Raw genomic sequence first — 15,768 nt, 5'->3', positions numbered from 1 at the left:
CGTGGGGGCTCGAACGAACAGTGCGGTTTGGACAGCACAGCAGGACCAGTGGCTGCGGGAACTGTACCCGCACACATCAAACCGGAAGATCGCAAAGCTGCTCGGGCGCACTTATGCATCGATCAAAAACCGCGGGCGGGTTCTCGGCCTGAAGAAATCTTCAGAGTACCTGGCGGCAGAAAAGCCCGGGTGTTTCCGAAAGGGCCACAACACCTGGAACAAGGGCGCGAACTTTGTAAGTGGTGGGCGCTCAATCGAGACCCGGTTTAAGCCTGGGAATTTGCCCCAGAACCACCAGCCCGTGGGCACGGAAATTATAGATACATACGGCTACCGCAAACGCAAAGTGCGAGACGATGCGCCGAAGGGCCAGAGCTATAAAAACTGGAGGTTTGTGCATGTGATCGTTTGGGAAGAGCACAACGGGCCATTGCCCAAAGGGCATATTGTCCGGTTCCGGGACATGGATATAACAAACATTGCTCCTGACAACCTGGTAGCTGTCACACGGGGAGAAAACGCGGTGATTAACCGGTGGATGGCAATGGGTAGCCTGCCTGAGGGCGGCATGGACGTACTGATAACGATGGCGAGGCTGAAAATGGTCGCCAGGAAAAGAAAAGAGGAATTGGCGTAATGGCTAACAACCACTCACCCCTGGCAGTGCAGGAAATGCAGATCCTGCACTACCTGAAGCAACACGGGGAATCTCACACCAACGATCTGCATGCGGAGTTTGAGGAATTTGAAACGCGCAAGCAGATGAGCGCAGCCCTGGGCAATATGAAACAGGCCGGGCTGATCGCCAAACACAACCCGGGGCGCTGGTCGCTCACCGGTGTGGGCCGGGAAATGCTCGATCTTTCTGGCTATCCGAACAACGGGCTGAATGGTGAAACGGTTTGCGCAGAGTCCCCAGAGCCCACCGATGTGCTGCAGCTGCTGGAAAAGCTTCAGGAGCAAGTGCCGGAAAATGCCTCTTTAGTTATCGAGCGCGGTGAATTGTTCTTCGTTGTGGCGCGCCAGAAATTTGAAATTCAGTGGCCTGGTGATTTTGAGGCCATGTCTCTGGTGGCTGATCGGTACATAGGGCAGGTGGCGTAATGGCTAAGCCCAGACGCAAGCGCAACAGCAACCGAGCGCGGGATCAGAAACTGTTCGGCACATGCCACCTGTTCACATGGGAAGGCCTGCTGAGCCCAAAAGATGGCTTCCAGTACACCACGGCGCAAACGTACCTGCGTATGGGCGGCTGGTGCCCCATGGGCGAGGATCTGGCACATCACCTGGTGAGCCACCCGCGCAACTGGATGATCGGTGTGCGGGCGCTGTGTCGCGCTCCGGATGGGGCCATGTGGATGGAAAGCCAAACATTTGACCTGCCGGCCCGCAAGATCGGCGACATCGATGGCGCTTACCACGAGCTGCGCGCCGATGTGCTAAGCAGCCAGCGCACCGACCAAGTGTTTGATATGGGATGGATCGCGCAAACATGGTCTGGCCGAAAGCCAGATGACCCGGTGGAGCTCTGGCACTACTACTACGCACCGCCTGAGATTATCGCCCAGGTGTGCAATGACCGGCGAACGATTGAGCGTATGGCGGGGCCCGGGTACAGCGAGAGCCGAAAGGCTACTTGGCAGCAATCGAATAGGGATTATCTGGAAGAACGGGAGAAAGCAGCGTGAGCAAAACACCAGAGCAGGTCATAGGCACATCCGCCAGCGACTGCGAAATCAGTTTGATGCTGAGTGCGACGACTAGCCCAGTGGCAACGCTGGCAACAATCGCGGAAACCCTGCACCACATGAATGCCAAGGGCATTGAGAAGATTAGCCACCGCAAGGCGCTACTGAAGGCAGGGCGAAAGGCTTTGGCTGTGATGGGGGATATGTGATGGATCACACCTACTTTGTGACTGAGCTATTGTCCGATCTCGATAAGTTAGATCCGCAAACCCCACTGGCTGAGATGGCCGCGAAGTTGCGGGGAGCAATAAAGGACAGCGTGAAATTTCGACTGCCTCCGGGTGGCATGGTACTTCCTGAAGCCGGGTTTTCTGATGGCGATGATCTTCGTCAGATATACAAGAAATATGCGCATGGTCAGCGGTTGCCGTTCAGCTCGATGGCCATCGAATGGGAGGGTCTCCCTGGTGAAGGTTTTAATAAGTATGTCGTACTTGCCATTCAGTGCGACGACAGCGATGTAATTGTTGCTCTTACGTTCTTACAAGTTGTTGACCCCGAACCTAGGTGGATCCTCTCCCCTTTGAGGATACAAGATAACTATGCGGAAGGAACTTTAGCGCACGGCAGTGTGACCGCCGATTTGAATAATTCTGTACGAGAACTTTTTTCGGAATTTCAGCTAATGGTTCGGCTTGTACGATCTGTGGTGGTTCAGCTGCTATGTGCGCTGGCTTGTTCTAATACGACAATATCTGAAGCACCTAGCGGACGTAAGCGCCTCAACAAGAAGCGGGCTGGCAAGGGTAAGCCACCATTCTATTCCTACAAAGTTCTAACCATTGCGCAGGCCGAAGGCAACGGATCTTGTGGACGCTCTGGCACTGGCAGATCACCTCGTGTGCATCTTCGCAGAGGGCATATTCGGCGGCTCGCCAACAAAACCGTTTGGGTCAACTCAGCAGTTGTCGGTAACAAGTCCCGGGGCTTAGTGAACAAAGACTATGCCGTTAGAGAAATGGCGTTAGCAGCGGGAGTCGCATGATGGATCAGTTGAGCATGTACCAGCTGTCAGATAACCACCCTCTGAGGATCGACCCAGAGAAGCCATGGCCGTGGAAGGTTCTGGTTGGTTACCGGGCTCCGGGAGCCCGGAAGATCAAAGCCACACGCAGCATTTATCTCAGGGCTGCAGGCGATCGTGAAGCTGAGTCCGGAGCGATCCGCCAGGCGCGTGAGATGCCCCTGGTGAGAGGCGGACAGACCCTGATCTGCTCGCGCGTTGTAAGCAGCAGGCCATTGGATAAACACGATGCGTTCCATGGGAGGTGATAGCCATGGCCCTGACAGATGCAGAGCGCAAGCGGAATGAGAGAGTTCGCAAGAAGCATCGTGACCAGATTCTTGGTATGGCCAACCTGACGATGCGGCTGTCCGCAATAGAGCGTTCAGTGATTGCGGAGCAGGCTAAGGAAAAGGGCTTTACAGACCAGACCGAGTACCTGCTTTCGCTCGTTTATAAAGATCGTGACATGTCACAAAAGGAAAAATCAGAATGAAGACCCTAATCAAACCAACCCTGTGCATCTACCACGCGAACTGTGCGGACGGTTTCGGGGCTGCCCTAGCTGTATGGCTGCGCTTTGCCGATAGCCGCCCTGAGTTCGTGCCAGCAGCCTATGGCGAGACCCCGCCGAACTGCACAGGCCATGACGTTCTGCTGGTGGATTTCTCTTACAAACTGCCAGTGCTGGAGCAGATCATTGCACAGGCTAAGAGCGTCACGATTCTGGATCACCACAAAACCGCTGAGGCAGATATTCAGCCACTGCTTGATGCTGGGCGCGTCCACGGTCAGTTTGATATGGCCCGCTCTGGGGCTGCAATTACATGGGACTGGTGCTTTCCAGACGAGGACCGCCCGCGGTTGATCGACTACATCCAAGATCGTGACCTGTGGAAGTTCGAGCTAAAGGGTACCCGAGAGCTGTCGGCCGCTCTGTTCTCTTATGACTTCGATTTTGAAGTGTGGAAAAACATTCTCACGGCTGTGGAAGACGACGAGGGTCTGGAGTTCATGCTGCGCATGGGCCAAACCCTACGCCGGAAGCATAACAAGGATTTGGACGACATCCTGAAAGCCACCAAGCGCCGGATGATGATCTGTGGTTACTCGGTACCGGTGGCCAACGTGCCCTACATGTTTGCATCTGATGCCGGGAACATCATGGCTGAGGGTGAGCTGTTTTCCGCCAGCTACTTCGATACACCGGATGGCCGCAAGTTTAGCCTGCGTTCGAAGGATACCGGCATGGACGTGAGCGAGATTGCAAAGCGCTTTGGTGGGGGTGGGCATGCCAGAGCTGCGGGTTTCATGATGCCGATTGGCTGGGAGGGTGGTTATGACGTTTGAAGAGTACGAGCTGGAACATTTACAAAGCATTGGGCCGGAAGCTCGGCGCATGGTGCGAATGGGGTGGAATGCCAGAGGCAGTCTTGGCAACTGTCAACAAAACCTTGTTAGTTCAGATCATTTTCGTGACGCCACGAAAAAGTCGCAGGGCAACCTGATTCTGGCCGGAGACATCACGGACGCTTTCGGTATGGAGGTTCCGAAGGCTCTGGTGATCCAGTTCGGAGACGATGAGAGCCTACGGGCGGCGATTGATTCGGGCCAGTGCCGGTTTACGGTGTTTGGGGGTGAGGTGTGAGCGAACTTCAATCATATGAGGATGGCTCAACAGATCCATTTTATTCAGATGCGGTTCAGCTTGTGATCGAAAGAGGTCGGCCATCCGTGTCCTACGTCCAGCGCAAGCTGAAACTGGGTTACAACAGGGCGTGGAGGATGATCGAAGCAATGCAGCGGCAAGGCATCATCGACCAAGCAGGACCGGACGGAAAAGTCATTGCCGGAGCCTCAAAAGGAAACGAGAAATGAACATCGAACTAAAACCAATCGAAGAAACCAGGGTTCGCGAGCGCGAATTGTTTGAGCAGAGGTTTCCGGTACCGGCAGGAATCTACTGGAATGATATCAGCGAGCAATACGACGCGCTGCCAGGTGCAGCCGGGTTTGAGGATGTCGAGATATATCACGGGCAGTGGATGGGGTGGCAAGCTGCCCGCGCTCAGGGTGGCCAGGGTGCGAGGGCGGTGTACCAGTGGCGTGAAATAGGCGTAACGGACTGGATGGACTGCAGTAGAGGCTGGAAGGAAAAGTGTGATGGTAGCCCAGAGCATGATACCCGAGCGCTCTACACCCAGCCCCAGCCCGCCGTGCCGGAGTGCCCATACCCCTGCGGATGGGACAAGCTATTCAAAATCATTGTTGAAAATGCCGCCAATTTTGCACGCTCAACGTTAGATGATGAGGTGCCGGAATCCGTGCGACAGATGGGTATCAATTCGGGGCAATACGCCATCGATATTTGCGAGCTGGCCATGAATCTCTCCACCCCCACCACGCCCCAGGCTGATGGGTGGGTTAGGTGTGAGGATCGGTTGCCGGAGCCTCGCAGAGCGAGCAGGAAAGCGCCGAACGGAATCCTTGTTAAGCATGAGAGTGGACGAGTAACGCACTTCCGCGAAGTCAGCGAATCGCTGGTTAATTACATGCGAAACGGGCCACGAAAGCCGACGAAATTTGAGCAACCAGTGAGCGAGCGGATTACTGAGTGGATGGATCTGGATGCCGAGCGGGCGGGAGGTGAGAAGTGACCGAAACACCAGAAATCATCTACTTAATTCCGGGCGAGGACGTAGACGGAGCGCCATGCATGGTGTGGTGCGACGATCCAGCGCCATCCTATGCCTGTGATCCTGCCGAGGCGGTGAAGTATATCCGGGCGGATAAGGCTGAAGATCTGATTGCTGAGGCGCGCACAGAAAAAGACTCGGCGATGGACGCGGAGACCGTGGCCTGGGGAGAGCTTGAGCGCGTGCGCGCACTACTTGGTGAGCTATTCCTTGCCTTCCCGCCAGTCCAGAGCAAAGAGCAGTGCGACCTGATGAAGCGGGTTAGCCGGGAAATTGGAGGTGAAAAGTGAGCAGAAGTAAGCAAGCGACCCAGAAGATAAGCACTCTGACCAATGCCCAGCTGCGACAAGCGATAGCCGAGACGGTGAGCCATCTGGCACCGGTGCCGGCCCCCTTTAGTCCCGCTAGGCAGTTGACCGAAGAGCTGAAGGCTCGGCTTTCCGAACACCTGGACGCACTTCTTTTGGCCGAAGCGGCACGTGCGAAAGTGATTTTTATCGAGCGGGCGGGAGGTGAGAAGTGACAAGGCCAGACCATTTTGTGCCCCAACCTCGTGCTCGCCATCATCGAGGCGGCTATCAGCCGAACATTAATTGCATCCACTTTTATCGAGGGCGGTGCGCGCATCCGGCGGGAAAGAGAGCAATTTTACCGAATCGACCGTGTGTACTAACTGACTGGTCCGATGACCGATGCAGCGGATGTCGGTATCAGTTTGAGCATCGACGGCCAGCGCCGGAGGAGGAGTAGTCGTGAAACTCATGAAAGCAACCCAGTTCCGGACTCGGTACTTTGAGAAGGGGAGTGAGCCGGACATGAAGACGCTGAAAAAGTGCATCGAAGAAGGTGAGCTGCCTGGGCAGCGTATCGGCACCATCTATTACGTTGACCTGGACCGCCTGAAAGTGTCGAACAACCCGCTGGTGAATAAGGTGCTGGCAGCATGAGCCCACGGCCACGCAGACCGAAGAACAGGGCGTTGCCACCGAATCTGTATTCGAGCAACGGCGGCAAGTCGTACCAGTATCGCCATCCGGTAACCGGAAAGTTCCACGGGATGGGGGTTAGCAGGGCCGCAGCTATCGCAGCCGCAAAAGAGCTGAACGCAATGCTGATGCCGGACAACGATCTGGTGGGCAAGGTGCTTGGCCGGGTGACAGTCCGTCAGCATGCGAAGTGGTGGCTTGAGAATATCGCCCCAGAACGTGAGTACAAGAAGAGCACTCTGGAAATGTACCAGGTGCAGATGCGCAAGCTGATCGCGGCGATGGGCGACACCGCGGTTGAAGATGTGGACGTTCAGGATCTGGCGAAGCTGCTTGAAGATCACTCAGCCCGAACCGCAAACCAGATTCGGCAGGTGGCGGTGGATCTGTTCAGAGTGGCGGTGAGTCGCGGACTTAGGCCAGACAACCCTGCAGAGGCAACGCTGAAGCGCAGGGAAAAGAAAGCCAGGCAACGGCTCACTCAGGCGCAGTACGACGCGATACATGCCCGCTGCCCGCGATGGGCGCAGAATGCCATGGATTTGGCGCTGATTACGCTGCAGCGGCGCGGTGACGTGTCCCGGATGCGGTTTGATGATGTGCGGGACGGGCGGCTATTCGTGGTGCAGGAAAAGACCGAGAAATACGATACTGGGTACCTGGCCATTGCCGTGGGGCCAAAGCTCGACAAAGTGATAAAGCGCTGCCGTGATGATCTGGCCAGCCCGTACCTGGTGCATCGCAGGCCGGAGCGCAAGATCAAAGACAGGGCGGGGATGGATCACTGGACGCAGGTTAAGCCGCAAATGATTACCAGGGCATTTGCCGAGGCTCGGGACGAGTCCGAATTGTTCGATGGTGTGCCGGAAAACGAGCGGCCAACGTTTCACGAGATCCGCGCGCTGGGCATCAAGAACCTGAAGGATAAGGGCGTTGATCCGCAGAAGTTGGCAGGCCACGCCACCGCCAAAATGACGAGCAATTACGATTCTGGGCACGAAGAAATCAGATGGGTTGAGGTGGCGGCAGAATAATTTAAAAATATACACACAAAAGTGTTGCGCCCCTTAGTTATGTGTGTATAATACTAATCATGGAGTTGAGCAGATCAACCCACCGATCCGGCGGAACCGGAGACCTAAAAGGAAAACATCATGACTACTACCGTTACCCTGTACCTCGCAACCCTGAAGCAATCAGTTCTGGATGTTCCTGCCGCAAGCGAGGCGGAGCAGAAAGAAAACGAGCGCATTTTCGACGAATACAGCGAAGCCTACATCGACTACGTTCGCGGCTCTCTGGCTAGCGAAGGTTTCCAGCTGGAAGAAGAGGGCGAAAATGCAGGCCTGACCTATTTTGTCGAAGCTGACAGCGCAGAAGACGAAGAGCGGGCTCACTACCTCATGAGCCAGGGCGGAGTTCAGGATTTTTGGGCTTGGTACAACTGATCGGTAGCCGCCCTGCGGGGCGGTAAATTGCTATGAAATCACCAACCTCAGCCATCCACTTCGAAACCCGGCGGGAGAACAAGGCCCGCTGGGTTAAGCAGGCGCAGAGCGAGGGCAAAAAGCTGAACGCCTGGATCACTGAAAATCTGAATGCAGCGATTGAGCCGGAGGCTATGAGCCTCGGTAGAACAATGCGCCCCAGGCAGAAAATAGGGGGTCGCGCATCAGACTGGCTCCGGATTGCCGGGATGATAGCAACGAGATCCGTGAACAGCACAGACATTTGCGCAGAGCTGGGCACGAGCCGGAACAGCTTTGTTCGGCACCTGGCTGACATGGAGCGAATCTACGGCGTTGTTATTGAGTATGTGCGCAGCCCCGGCCATGTATCGGGCTGGTACGAAATCAGAGACTGGGGTGTACTGAATGAAAAAGAAATCATCCGAAGATACGGAAATTAAGCGCCCCGCACACCGCCCCCAGGAGATGGAGGGCGGCAAGCGGAGAAACATTTACATCGACGATGCCAGCTGGGAGATCGCCCAAAAACTCGGCAACGGTAAGGCGAGTGAGGGCATCCGAATCGCTCTGCAAATGGCCGCCAGCAAATAAAGGTTTTGGATATATATTGGATTTGTTTTTGATGGGCCAGAAACGAAAGAAGCCAGGCACCGTGTAAGTGTCTGGCTTCTCTAGGGAATTCTGGTCGGGACGGTAGGATTTGAACCTACGACCCCTTGCACCCCATGCAAGTGCGCTACCAAGCTGCGCTACGCCCCGATATGCTAATTGTTGCCTCTTCAAAGCTTTGCTTTGACGGCGTATGCCAATGAGACTTAAAGAGGAATCTCAGTGGCTTAGCGGGAGCGAAGTCTACACTAGCCGAAACCAAAAATAAACAGGGTTTGCATCTTCATCCCTCAAATTTTATCTGAGCTTGGTTTCCCGGAGCTGCTGAATAAATTTTGGTGGATCGAAGCTGTCTGCCTTGGATTCCGACCAGTACTTGTCGAACACCGCATAGCCCGTTTTACCCTCCAGCAAGGCACCGGGCGCCAGGAACGGGAAAAGATTGATATACGAGTGCACTTCTGTCTTCGACACTCTGCGCACAATGTGCTCGGGGCCCAGCTCACTTGGATGCCGCAGGCCGGAGGCTTCCAGGAGGTTTTGCAGAGCTTCCAGAGTGTTCTTGTGGAAGTTGTATACCCGTTTGCTTTTATCTTCTACATCCAGCTTGCGGCTTCTTCTGGGGTCCTGGGTGGCAACTCCGCTTGGGCAGCGACCGGTGTGGCAGTTCAGTGCCTGAATACAGCCCAGTGAAAACATATAGCCCCGTGCTGCGTTGCACCAGTCCGCCCCCAGCGCCAGAGTGCGTGCAATATTGAAAGCCGAGGTGACTTTGCCTGCCGCGCCAATGGAAATATCTTCGCGCAGGTTGGTTCCCACCAGCGTATTGTGCACCAGCAGCAGCGCTTCGGTGAGGGGTGTGCCGATGCGGTTGATAAACTCCAGTGGTGCCGCGCCAGTGCCGCCTTCGCCGCCATCAACAACAATGAAATCCGGTTTGCGGCCGGTCTCCAGCATGGCTTTGACTATGGCGAACCATTCCCAGGGGTGGCCAATGGCGAGTTTGAAGCCTACCGGCTTGCCCCCGGAAAGTACGCGCAGCCGGTCCAGAAACTCCAGCATTTCAATGGGTGTTGAGAACGCCGAGTGCTGGGCAGGAGAGATGCAGTCCTCGCCCACAGACACGCCCCGGGCTTCGGCAATTTCAGGAGTGACCTTTGCACCGGGAAGTATGCCCCCATGCCCCGGTTTTGCCCCCTGAGATAGTTTGACCTCTATCATTTTAACCTGGTCGAGCGTGGCATTTTTCGTGAACTTTTCCGGGTTGAACGAACCGTCTTTGTTTCTGCAGCCAAAGTAGCCAGAGCCGATTTCCCACACCAGATCGCCCCCGGGTTGTCTGTGATAGCGGGAGATGGAGCCTTCGCCAGTGTCATGATAGAAACCGCCCATTTTCGCGCCCGTGTTCAGGCTCAGGATGGCGTTGGCAGAGAGGGAACCAAAGCTCATGGCCGAAATGTTGAAAACGCTTGCGCTGTATGGCTTGGCACAGCGTGAACCGATTTGCACGCGAAAGTTGCTGTCGGGAATTTTGGTGGGCTGCAAGGAGTGGTTTATCCACTCGAAACCTTCGTCGTATATTTTTAAAAGCGAACCAAAGGGGCGTTTATCCAGTATGTCCTTGGAGCGCTGATAGATGATGGTGCGCTGCTCCCGCGAAAACGGCTGCTCGTCGTTGTCGGACTGAATAAAGTACTGGCGGATCTCGGGGCCGATGGATTCGAACAGGTACCGGATGTGCGCGACGATGGGGTAATTGCGGCTGATTGTATGTTTGCGTTGGAGCACATCGTAAGTGCCGAGCAGGGCCAAAGCTCCGAAGAGGCAAGGAACAATATACCCGGCTTCAAAGTGCAGGCTGAGAGCCGTCGACACCACAAAGCCTGCAATACTGATGGCGTAAGCTGAATAGCGCACTGGAAAGGTCGTTGTTTTCTCCATGAATATCCCGTTTTGGCTCCCTGGCTACATTGAGTCATCGTTGGTTACTTGTGGGCACAGTATAACGTTACGACCGGCGACTGATATCCGATTCTCCGGGTTCTCCGGTTCAAAAGAGCGCCCGGTGGCGCTTCAGCATCAGAGACTTTGGTCTATGCTGAACTCTGCTGTACTGAAAAGGCGCGATTTTGATGTTTTGAACTCAAAACATTATTATGGCGCGCCTGTAATGTTGGAATCCGGGTTATGACGGGTTTTCGGTACTAAATTCAGAATCAGGAGGCGCCAACACGTGGGCGACGTAGTTAAAGACGAATACCAAACGGATTACGTAGCCGGTCAGGACAACATCAGTCCGTTCGGGCTGGATCTGCACGCACCGGTATTTCCAATCACTGCAATACTGGTGGTTGTGTTTGTTATAGGCACGCTGATGTTTCCCGAGGCTGCCAAGGAACTGCTGGATGGCACCAAGAACGACATTATCGCAACCTTTGACTGGTTCTTTTTGCTGAGTGCCAACATTTTCGTCATTGTGTGCCTTGCGTTGATTTTTATGCCGGTCGGCAAGATTCGTCTGGGCGGTATGGATGCAAAACCGGAGTTCTCCACTATCTCCTGGTTTGCCATGCTGTTCGCTGCAGGCATGGGCATTGGCCTGATGTTCTGGGCAGTTGCCGAGCCGGTGGCATACTACACTGGCTGGTACGGTACACCGTTCAACGTTGCTGCCAACACGCCTGAGGCCCGCAATCTTGCCATGGGTGGAACCATGTATCACTGGGGTCTGCACCCCTGGGCAGTCTACTCGATTGTGGCTCTTTCACTGGCATTCTTTGCCTATAACAAGAATATGCCCCTGACCATCCGGTCGGCTTTTTTCCCGCTTCTGAAAGACAAGGTGTGGGGCTGGCCTGGCCACATCATTGATACCCTCGCGGTGGTTGCAACCATTTTCGGCCTCGCAACGTCCCTCGGTTTCGGTGCACAGCAGGCCGCTTCCGGCCTGAATTATCTGTTTGATACAGGGTCCGGTATCAACATTCAGATGGCCATTATTGTTGGCGTTACGGCAGTGGCCCTGGTGTCTGTGCTGCGCGGACTTGATGGGGGCGTTAAGGTACTGAGCAACATCAACATGTCCATGGCCGGTCTCCTGCTGTTTTTCGTTATCTTCGCAGGCCCGACCATGAGCATCCTGCAAAACCTGTGGGTAACTTCCTCCAGTTATGTGACCAACATTGTTGCGTTCAGTAATCCGTTTGGCCGGGAGGATGAAACCTGGCTGCGTGGCTGGACTGTGTTCTACTGGGCGTGGTGGATTTCCTGGTCACCGTTTGTGGGTATGTTTATCGCCCGGGTTTCCAAGGGACGCACTGTGCGCGAGTTCGTAACGGCTGTACTCATCATCCCGACCCTCATTACGGCCGTGTGGATGAGTTCTTTCGGTGGCGCGGCACTGGAGCAGATTGATAATGGCATTGGCGTTCTTGCAGAGGAGGGAATCACTGAGGTCTCCCTTGCAATGTTCCAGATGTTCGCGAACCTGCCCCTCACGGGTATTCTGTCCTTCGTTGGCATTGTGTTGGTGCTTGTGTTCTTCATAACCTCTTCGGACTCCGGTTCACTGGTTATCGACAGCATAACCGCCGGCGGTAAAACCGATGCACCTACTGCTCAGCGTGTGTTCTGGGTCGTTATGGAAGGGGCCATTGCGGCAGCGTTGATTTTCGGGGGAGGCACGGACGCACTGGGTGCCATCCAGGCATCTGCGGTCAGTGCAGGTTTGCCGTTTACGGTGATTCTGCTGATTATGACCTGGGGTCTGCTGAAAGGCCTTACCCATGAGCGCAAATTGCTGATCGCCAGAGGGGAGATGTAATACGCAACGCAGAGCGTCTCTGACCAGTGGCTTAGAGCCTGGCGAAGGTTTCCATCGCGTAGTTTGCCCGCTCACCTGGCGTGAAATGCGGGCGTTTCAGGCTCTCAACGGCGCGCAGCCTGGGCAGCAGGCCGCGACCGTTTGCCATCTGGATAGCAAGGCCGGGCCTCGCATTCAGCTCAAGCAGTAATGGGCCTTCGTTGGCGTCTACTACAAGGTCAACACCCATATAGCCCAGCCCCGTTGCTTCATAGCAACGTGACGCCATTTCCAGCATTTCGTCCCAGGCATCAATGTTGATGTTCTCAAGCTCCAGGCCGGTGTCCGGGTGAAGTGTAATAGGGCGATTAAACTGCACAGCGTTCAGGCTTCTGCCCGTTCCGATGTCCAGACCAACCCCTACGGCACCCTGATGCAGGTTGGCTTTGCCGTCAGAAGCCTTTGTAGCAAGCCTGAGCATGGCCATAACGGGGTAACCCTGGAACACAACGATGCGTATATCGGGCACGCCCTGGTAGGAATAGCGGGCCAGTGACGGATCGGATTCCACCAGGTTTTCAACAATGGCAACATCCGGTGTACCGGCCAGGGAGTAGAGCCCGGCGAGAATGTTTGTGAGATGTCTTTCCAGCACAGAGGCTCCCACACGGGCGCCCGAGGCTTTTACGAAATAGTCTTCATCACGACCGGTGATCACGGTAATGCCTTTGCCACCGGAGCCCTTGGCGGGTTTGATGGCAAAGCCTGCAAGTTCTTCGGCCATTTCCCTGAAACGGGAAATTTCATGTTGGTGCCTTACAACCTGCAATAGCCTCGGGGTTTTTACCCCATATTCGGCAACCACCAGCTTTGTTTTAAGTTTGTTATCCACCAGCGGGTAAGACGAACGCTCGTTGTAACGGGCGATATAGTCCACATTGCGCCGGTTCATGTTCAGCATGCCCAGCCGGTTCAGTACGCGTGGAGAGATCCAGTCCATGTCAGTCGTAGACCTTCATTGGAGAGAAGCGTCTGAGCTCGCTGAGTTTGTAGCCGGTGTATTGGCCCATCAACAGAATCAACCCGAGAATGGTGAAGTGCAATTCCGGGAAGTTGAACGTGAGATGCCCCGCCAGGGGCGCACTCATCAGCAAATAGGCGCAGATTGCAACAAACAGGCTGCCGGAGCCCTGAATGAGAACTTCCTGGCCGCCTTCTTCTTCCCAGAGGATAGACATACGCTCAATGGTCCAGGCAATGATAACCATGGGGAAGAAGGTGACCGTCATGCCGGTACTGAACCCCATCTGGTAACCGAAAATACTCAGGCCTGCCGTAATGAAAATAACCAGAATAATCAGAGCCGAAATTCGCGACACCAGCAGAAGGTTGAGGCTGGAGAGATACCCGCGCATCAGCAGGCCAATGGAAACCACGGATAAAAATGCAATAAGCCCCGGTACCAGCGTGGTCTGCACAAACGCAACGGCAATCAGCACGGGCATGAAGGTGCCCGACGTTCTGATGCCAATCACAATACGCATAAAGGCAACGACCAGAGCGCCAAGTGGTAACAGCAGAAGCATGCGGAACATGCTCTGCTCTTCGATCGGGAGTTCGTAGAAGCTCAGGAACCCCAGGCCGTTGTCGTCGGCTTCCATCGCCGCCAGCTGAAGAGCGGGAATGGTCTGCCGGAGCATGGAGAAACTGATCTCGGAATTGCTGCCACCCACCACATCAAGCAACGACTCCGAGCCTTGGCGCCACAACAGCAAGTCTTCCGGAACCCCCTGGGCGGCCGTTTTCGGGTTAAGGGTAAGCCAGCGTTCGCCGTTATATATCTGCAGAAAAGGTGTTAACTGTTGCCGGCGCCGAGCGTCCTCAAGTTTCAGGCCATCCGCCGTTCTTGCAGGGATTCCGGAGTGGTTGAGCATGTCAACGAGCAGTTGAAGATAGTTTTCTCCGGACACCAGCAGGGTGGTGTTCTGAATGCGGGTGTCCGGCTGCATCAGCTTTATCAGTTCCCTCGTCATGCTTTCCGGGGTGCTTGAGCGTGCTTCAGCCTTGGACAGAATCTCCCGCACAGCGGTTGCCTCGGGCTCTTCCCAGAACAGCCTTTTGGTTTTGGGTGGCTGGGCCGGTGGGCTGGGTTCAGCGTCCGGGTCCGGAATAAACTGGGCTTTGAAATACAGGGTTTGTGGGCCGGCAACCTCGCGCTTGGTCCATTCTGCCCGCCGGCTTCCGGCTTTATCAATAATTGAAAAGCCATAGCCTGGTGATGCTGCCTGCTCTGTGAGAATACGGAACCCGGGTGGCTGTTCGGGAACGTTGAGGCTCGCTACAACAGGTTCACCCGTGCCGTTAAAATCAACCCGTGCCTCTACCATCCAGACCGGGCGCTGCTCGCCGGTGAGCCAGGGAATTCCCAGTTCAATGTGTCGCCATACGGCCAGTGAAATGCCGGCTGAGATAAGGAGAAAAACAGCGATATAGAAGGGTAAGCGCGAGGGGCTGTTCACTGTTTCTCCCCGTTATTATTGCCCGCGCGGATGGATTCGGGCAGTTCCGTGGCATATTCCTTGCCGACATCAATCAGCATGACGTCCCGGAGTATGTTACGGCCAATGAGAGCCTGATAGGAAAGATTGCTCCGGTCTGCCAGAGTGAATTCTGCCACTTGCTGGTGATCGCCGATGGAAAACTGAAGCTCAACAACAACGCGCCTCTCGGCCTCGTCTGCACTGGCCTGAATTACCTTTACGCGGCGGGATATTTCTTTTTCAAGAGTTACGAGCTCGTCGGTGCCAGGCACCGGAACATCGAAGCGAACCCAGTTGCGGCCATCGCGCTCAAAACGGGTAATGTTACGGGCGTCAATGGAGGATGTTTCCGCACCGCTGTCAATTCGCGCCTTGTAGATCAGCCCCGGGCCTGCCAGATAAAAATTTTCTACTTCACCAACAATCACTTTACCCTTCAGCCGGTCGGCCCGGCCTTTTGATGTCTCCGAAGCAGGGCAGGTTGTTTGCGCAGGGACCGGGGGGCAAGAGGGTTTCTCTACCTGAGTTGCAATGGCCTCCAGTACTTTCTGTGTTGCAGCTTCATTATGTTCCAGAATCTTTTCATGCCGAACCGTAGCGTTGTTTTCCATGGTCACGAGCGTTGCACGCTGACTTTGCACCGAGGCGCCAAGTTCACTCAGATCGGATTTGGGAACCATAAAGTACCTGTCTGCCGAGCACCCCGCCAGCAGAACAGCGCCTGCCAGTACCACAACGGAAAATGCCGGCAGACCAGCTCGCAATCGTTTAGAACCCATGAATACCCCTGAACCGGTTGCCGGCCACATACATGGATAGGAATGTGGCTGCCTGAAAGTTTACATCAAAAATGTCCGGAGCCGGAGTATACAACAACTGACGTGTGTATTTACTTTACGGTTGGTTAAGGGGCTG

Annotated in this window: 23 protein-coding genes and 1 tRNA gene; 19 read left to right on the top strand and 5 right to left on the bottom strand. The window is 55.0% G+C overall.

Annotated features, from left to right (window positions below; genetic code table 11):
- Window position 1: 1 nt before the first annotated feature.
- The 18 genes from CDH48_RS14265 (at window position 2) to CDH48_RS19105 (ending at window position 8,493) form a co-directional block, all read left to right on the top strand.
- On the top strand, window positions 2–637 hold the full coding sequence (locus CDH48_RS14265; protein WP_100689415.1) for an HNH endonuclease signature motif containing protein: 636 nt from the start codon (window positions 2–4) through the stop codon (window positions 635–637).
- Window positions 637–1,104, top strand: a complete 468-nt coding sequence (locus CDH48_RS14260; RefSeq protein ID WP_100689414.1) for a hypothetical protein — start codon at window positions 637–639, stop codon at window positions 1,102–1,104. Before CDH48_RS14265 ends, CDH48_RS14260 begins: the two co-directional genes overlap by 1 nt.
- Window positions 1,104–1,688, top strand: coding sequence for a hypothetical protein (locus tag CDH48_RS14255; protein WP_100689413.1), 585 nt, complete (start codon window positions 1,104–1,106; stop codon window positions 1,686–1,688). Before CDH48_RS14260 ends, CDH48_RS14255 begins: the two co-directional genes overlap by 1 nt.
- Window positions 1,685–1,897 carry a hypothetical protein gene (locus CDH48_RS14250; RefSeq protein WP_100689412.1) on the top strand — a complete coding sequence of 71 codons (213 nt, stop codon included), beginning with the start codon at window positions 1,685–1,687 and terminating at the stop codon, window positions 1,895–1,897. Before CDH48_RS14255 ends, CDH48_RS14250 begins: the two co-directional genes overlap by 4 nt.
- A complete protein-coding gene (locus CDH48_RS14245; protein ID WP_100689411.1) occupies window positions 1,897–2,733 on the top strand; it encodes a hypothetical protein in 837 nt (278 codons plus the stop codon). The genes CDH48_RS14250 and CDH48_RS14245 overlap by 1 nt, the downstream gene beginning before the upstream one ends.
- On the top strand, window positions 2,730–3,020 hold the full coding sequence (locus tag CDH48_RS14240; RefSeq protein ID WP_157807836.1) for a hypothetical protein: 291 nt from the start codon (window positions 2,730–2,732) through the stop codon (window positions 3,018–3,020). Before CDH48_RS14245 ends, CDH48_RS14240 begins: the two co-directional genes overlap by 4 nt.
- A 5-nt stretch (window positions 3,021–3,025) precedes the next feature.
- Window positions 3,026–3,247: a hypothetical protein gene (locus tag CDH48_RS14235; RefSeq protein ID WP_100689409.1), complete on the top strand. Its 222-nt coding sequence runs from the start codon at window positions 3,026–3,028 to the stop codon at window positions 3,245–3,247.
- On the top strand, window positions 3,244–4,101 hold the full coding sequence (locus tag CDH48_RS14230) for a DHHA1 domain-containing protein (protein WP_100689408.1): 858 nt from the start codon (window positions 3,244–3,246) through the stop codon (window positions 4,099–4,101). The genes CDH48_RS14235 and CDH48_RS14230 overlap by 4 nt, the downstream gene beginning before the upstream one ends.
- A complete protein-coding gene (locus CDH48_RS14225) occupies window positions 4,091–4,399 on the top strand; it encodes a hypothetical protein (protein WP_100689407.1) in 309 nt (102 codons plus the stop codon). The genes CDH48_RS14230 and CDH48_RS14225 overlap by 11 nt, the downstream gene beginning before the upstream one ends.
- The gene (locus CDH48_RS14220) at window positions 4,396–4,629 is read left to right on the top strand and encodes a DNA translocase FtsK (RefSeq protein WP_100689406.1); all 234 of its coding nucleotides are present in this window, start codon (window positions 4,396–4,398) and stop codon (window positions 4,627–4,629) included. Before CDH48_RS14225 ends, CDH48_RS14220 begins: the two co-directional genes overlap by 4 nt.
- Window positions 4,626–5,408: a DUF551 domain-containing protein gene (locus CDH48_RS14215; protein WP_100689405.1), complete on the top strand. Its 783-nt coding sequence runs from the start codon at window positions 4,626–4,628 to the stop codon at window positions 5,406–5,408. Before CDH48_RS14220 ends, CDH48_RS14215 begins: the two co-directional genes overlap by 4 nt.
- A complete protein-coding gene (locus tag CDH48_RS14210; RefSeq protein WP_100689404.1) occupies window positions 5,405–5,737 on the top strand; it encodes a hypothetical protein in 333 nt (110 codons plus the stop codon). Before CDH48_RS14215 ends, CDH48_RS14210 begins: the two co-directional genes overlap by 4 nt.
- Entirely contained in the window at window positions 5,734–5,970 is a 237-nt protein-coding gene (locus CDH48_RS14205; RefSeq protein WP_100689403.1) for a hypothetical protein, read from the top strand. The genes CDH48_RS14210 and CDH48_RS14205 overlap by 4 nt, the downstream gene beginning before the upstream one ends.
- 229 nt (window positions 5,971–6,199) lie before the next feature.
- Entirely contained in the window at window positions 6,200–6,394 is a 195-nt protein-coding gene (locus CDH48_RS14200) for a hypothetical protein (protein ID WP_100689402.1), read from the top strand.
- Window positions 6,391–7,467, top strand: a complete 1,077-nt coding sequence (locus tag CDH48_RS14195) for a phage integrase Arm DNA-binding domain-containing protein (RefSeq protein ID WP_100689401.1) — start codon at window positions 6,391–6,393, stop codon at window positions 7,465–7,467. The genes CDH48_RS14200 and CDH48_RS14195 overlap by 4 nt, the downstream gene beginning before the upstream one ends.
- Before the next feature lie 120 nt (window positions 7,468–7,587).
- Window positions 7,588–7,881, top strand: a complete 294-nt coding sequence (locus tag CDH48_RS14190; protein ID WP_100689400.1) for a hypothetical protein — start codon at window positions 7,588–7,590, stop codon at window positions 7,879–7,881.
- A gap of 32 nt (window positions 7,882–7,913) precedes the next feature.
- Window positions 7,914–8,342 (top strand): hypothetical protein, encoded by a 429-nt coding sequence (locus tag CDH48_RS14185; protein ID WP_100689399.1) that lies wholly within the window; start codon window positions 7,914–7,916, stop codon window positions 8,340–8,342.
- Window positions 8,308–8,493 (top strand): hypothetical protein, encoded by a 186-nt coding sequence (locus tag CDH48_RS19105; protein ID WP_157807835.1) that lies wholly within the window; start codon window positions 8,308–8,310, stop codon window positions 8,491–8,493. Before CDH48_RS14185 ends, CDH48_RS19105 begins: the two co-directional genes overlap by 35 nt.
- 91 nt (window positions 8,494–8,584) lie before the next feature.
- Here the strand turns inward: CDH48_RS19105 and CDH48_RS14180 are convergent.
- A tRNA-Pro gene (locus tag CDH48_RS14180) sits at window positions 8,585–8,661 on the bottom strand.
- Window positions 8,662–8,808: 147 nt separating this feature from the next.
- A complete protein-coding gene (locus tag CDH48_RS14175) occupies window positions 8,809–10,452 on the bottom strand; it encodes an FMN-binding glutamate synthase family protein (protein WP_100689398.1) in 1,644 nt (547 codons plus the stop codon).
- A gap of 292 nt (window positions 10,453–10,744) precedes the next feature.
- Here CDH48_RS14175 and CDH48_RS14170 point away from each other — a divergent pair, with 292 nt between their 5' ends.
- Window positions 10,745–12,334 carry a BCCT family transporter gene (locus tag CDH48_RS14170; protein ID WP_100689397.1) on the top strand — a complete coding sequence of 530 codons (1,590 nt, stop codon included), beginning with the start codon at window positions 10,745–10,747 and terminating at the stop codon, window positions 12,332–12,334.
- 31 nt (window positions 12,335–12,365) lie between these two features.
- Here the strand turns inward: CDH48_RS14170 and CDH48_RS14165 are convergent, their stop codons facing one another.
- Genes CDH48_RS14165 through CDH48_RS14155 form a run of 3 tightly spaced genes read right to left on the bottom strand, consistent with a single transcriptional unit; the run spans window position 12,366 to window position 15,632 of the window.
- Entirely contained in the window at window positions 12,366–13,313 is a 948-nt protein-coding gene (locus CDH48_RS14165; protein WP_100689396.1) for an alpha-L-glutamate ligase-like protein, read from the bottom strand.
- 1 nt (window position 13,314) lies between these two features.
- Window positions 13,315–14,832, bottom strand: coding sequence for an inactive transglutaminase family protein (locus CDH48_RS14160; RefSeq protein ID WP_100689395.1), 1,518 nt, complete (start codon window positions 14,830–14,832; stop codon window positions 13,315–13,317).
- Window positions 14,829–15,632, bottom strand: coding sequence for an ATP-dependent zinc protease family protein (locus tag CDH48_RS14155; protein WP_100689394.1), 804 nt, complete (start codon window positions 15,630–15,632; stop codon window positions 14,829–14,831). The genes CDH48_RS14160 and CDH48_RS14155 overlap by 4 nt, the downstream gene beginning before the upstream one ends.
- Window positions 15,633–15,768: the final 136 nt, after the last annotated feature.

This window comes from Marinobacter aromaticivorans, assembly GCF_002806975.1.
Taxonomy (GTDB): Bacteria; Pseudomonadota; Gammaproteobacteria; order Pseudomonadales; family Oleiphilaceae; genus Marinobacter; species Marinobacter aromaticivorans.
Note: the sequence above shows the minus strand (reverse complement) of the source record. Positions and strands in the feature narration are given on the sequence as shown.

Bases quoted from the DNA above. Each gene is read 5' to 3' on its own strand.
- CDH48_RS14230 (WP_100689408.1), top strand. From the start codon at position 3,244: ATGAAGACCCTAATCAAACCAACCCTGTGCATCTACCACGCGAACTGT.
- CDH48_RS14255 (WP_100689413.1), top strand. From the start codon at position 1,104: ATGGCTAAGCCCAGACGCAAGCGCAACAGCAACCGAGCGCGGGATCAG.
- CDH48_RS14175 (WP_100689398.1), bottom strand. From the start codon at position 10,452: ATGGAGAAAACAACGACCTTTCCAGTGCGCTATTCAGCTTACGCCATC.
- CDH48_RS19105 (WP_157807835.1), top strand. From the start codon at position 8,308: ATGAAAAAGAAATCATCCGAAGATACGGAAATTAAGCGCCCCGCACAC.
- CDH48_RS14260 (WP_100689414.1), top strand. From the start codon at position 637: ATGGCTAACAACCACTCACCCCTGGCAGTGCAGGAAATGCAGATCCTG.
- CDH48_RS14185 (WP_100689399.1), top strand. From the start codon at position 7,914: ATGAAATCACCAACCTCAGCCATCCACTTCGAAACCCGGCGGGAGAAC.
- CDH48_RS14225 (WP_100689407.1), top strand. From the start codon at position 4,091: ATGACGTTTGAAGAGTACGAGCTGGAACATTTACAAAGCATTGGGCCG.
- CDH48_RS14245 (WP_100689411.1), top strand. From the start codon at position 1,897: ATGGATCACACCTACTTTGTGACTGAGCTATTGTCCGATCTCGATAAG.
- CDH48_RS14240 (WP_157807836.1), top strand. From the start codon at position 2,730: ATGATGGATCAGTTGAGCATGTACCAGCTGTCAGATAACCACCCTCTG.
- CDH48_RS14235 (WP_100689409.1), top strand. From the start codon at position 3,026: ATGGCCCTGACAGATGCAGAGCGCAAGCGGAATGAGAGAGTTCGCAAG.
- CDH48_RS14190 (WP_100689400.1), top strand. From the start codon at position 7,588: ATGACTACTACCGTTACCCTGTACCTCGCAACCCTGAAGCAATCAGTT.
- CDH48_RS14165 (WP_100689396.1), bottom strand. From the start codon at position 13,313: ATGGACTGGATCTCTCCACGCGTACTGAACCGGCTGGGCATGCTGAAC.
- CDH48_RS14215 (WP_100689405.1), top strand. From the start codon at position 4,626: ATGAACATCGAACTAAAACCAATCGAAGAAACCAGGGTTCGCGAGCGC.
- CDH48_RS14155 (WP_100689394.1), bottom strand. From the start codon at position 15,632: ATGGGTTCTAAACGATTGCGAGCTGGTCTGCCGGCATTTTCCGTTGTG.
- CDH48_RS14195 (WP_100689401.1), top strand. From the start codon at position 6,391: ATGAGCCCACGGCCACGCAGACCGAAGAACAGGGCGTTGCCACCGAAT.